Origin of the sequence: Sulfitobacter sp. 1A10359 (assembly GCF_043558145.1) — a bacterium.
GTDB lineage: Bacteria > Pseudomonadota > Alphaproteobacteria > Rhodobacterales > Rhodobacteraceae > Sulfitobacter > Sulfitobacter faviae.
The window spans coordinates 1-1,312 of the sequence record NZ_JBIFGB010000022.1 but is presented as its reverse complement, the minus strand read 5'-3'; the positions used below and the strand labels follow the sequence as shown (position 1 = coordinate 1,312).

The following is a 1,312-nucleotide window of genomic DNA, read 5'->3' as shown; positions in this document are numbered from 1 at the left end:
CACCATGGCAAAGGCAAAGTTTGAACGCACCAAACCGCACGTCAACATCGGCACGATCGGCCACGTTGACCACGGTAAAACCACGCTGACCGCGGCGATCACCAAATACTTCGGTGACTTCCAGGCGTATGACCAGATCGACGGCGCGCCCGAAGAGAAGGCCCGCGGCATCACCATCTCGACCGCGCACGTCGAGTATGAGACCGAGAACCGTCACTACGCCCACGTCGACTGCCCCGGCCACGCTGACTATGTGAAAAACATGATCACCGGTGCGGCGCAGATGGACGGCGCGATCCTGGTTGTGAACGCGGCCGACGGCCCGATGCCCCAGACCCGCGAGCACATCCTGCTCGGCCGTCAGGTTGGCATCCCCGCCATGGTCGTCTTCATGAACAAAGTTGACCAAGTCGACGACGAAGAGCTGCTCGAGCTCGTCGAGATGGAAATCCGCGAACTGCTGTCCTCCTACGACTACCCCGGCGACGATATCCCCGTTGTTGCAGGTTCCGCTCTGGCGGCGATGGAAGGCAACAAGCCCGAGATCGGTGAAGAGTCGATCAAGAAGCTGATGGCCGAAGTTGACGCCTACATCCCGACACCTGAGCGTGCCGTGGACCAGCCCTTCCTGATGCCGGTCGAAGACGTCTTCTCGATCTCTGGCCGTGGTACCGTTGTGACCGGCCGTGTCGAGCGTGGTGTGATCAACGTTGGCGACGAAATCGAAATCGTCGGCATCCGCGATACCAAGAAAACCACCTGCACCGGTGTGGAAATGTTCCGCAAGCTGCTGGACCGTGGTGAAGCAGGCGACAACATCGGCGCGCTGCTGCGTGGCGTTGAGCGTGACGGCGTTGAGCGCGGTCAGGTTCTCTGCAAGCCCGGCTCCGTGACACCGCACACCAAGTTCGAAGCCGAAGCCTACATCCTCACCAAAGAGGAAGGTGGCCGTCACACGCCGTTCTTCGCGAACTACCGTCCGCAGTTCTACTTCCGTACAACTGACGTGACCGGCACCGTTCAGCTGGCAGAAGGCACCGAGATGGTCATGCCGGGCGACAACGTGTCCTTCGGCGTTGAGCTGATCGCACCGATCGCCATGGAAAACGGCCTGCGCTTCGCGATCCGTGAAGGTGGCCGCACTGTTGGCGCGGGCGTCGTTTCCAAAATCACTGAGTGATTTTGAAACGGACCCGGTGGGCGGCAGTCGCTCCGCAGGAGCGATGAGAGCCCATCCCCTGGCCTGACCGGGGACCACGGTTCAGATATTCGAAAGGCCGCAGCTTTTGCTGCGGCCTTTTGCTTTGGCGGG

At 60.9% G+C, this 1,312-nt stretch carries 1 protein-coding gene; it reads left to right on the top strand.

Annotated elements, in window-relative coordinates:
- Window positions 1–4: 4 nt before the first annotated feature.
- Window positions 5–1,180, top strand: coding sequence for an elongation factor Tu (gene tuf / locus ACGYK2_RS17295; protein WP_067260569.1), 1,176 nt, complete (start codon window positions 5–7; stop codon window positions 1,178–1,180).
- Window positions 1,181–1,312: the final 132 nt, after the last annotated feature.

Bases quoted from the DNA above. Each gene is read 5' to 3' on its own strand.
- tuf (WP_067260569.1), top strand. From the start codon at position 5: ATGGCAAAGGCAAAGTTTGAACGCACCAAACCGCACGTCAACATCGGC.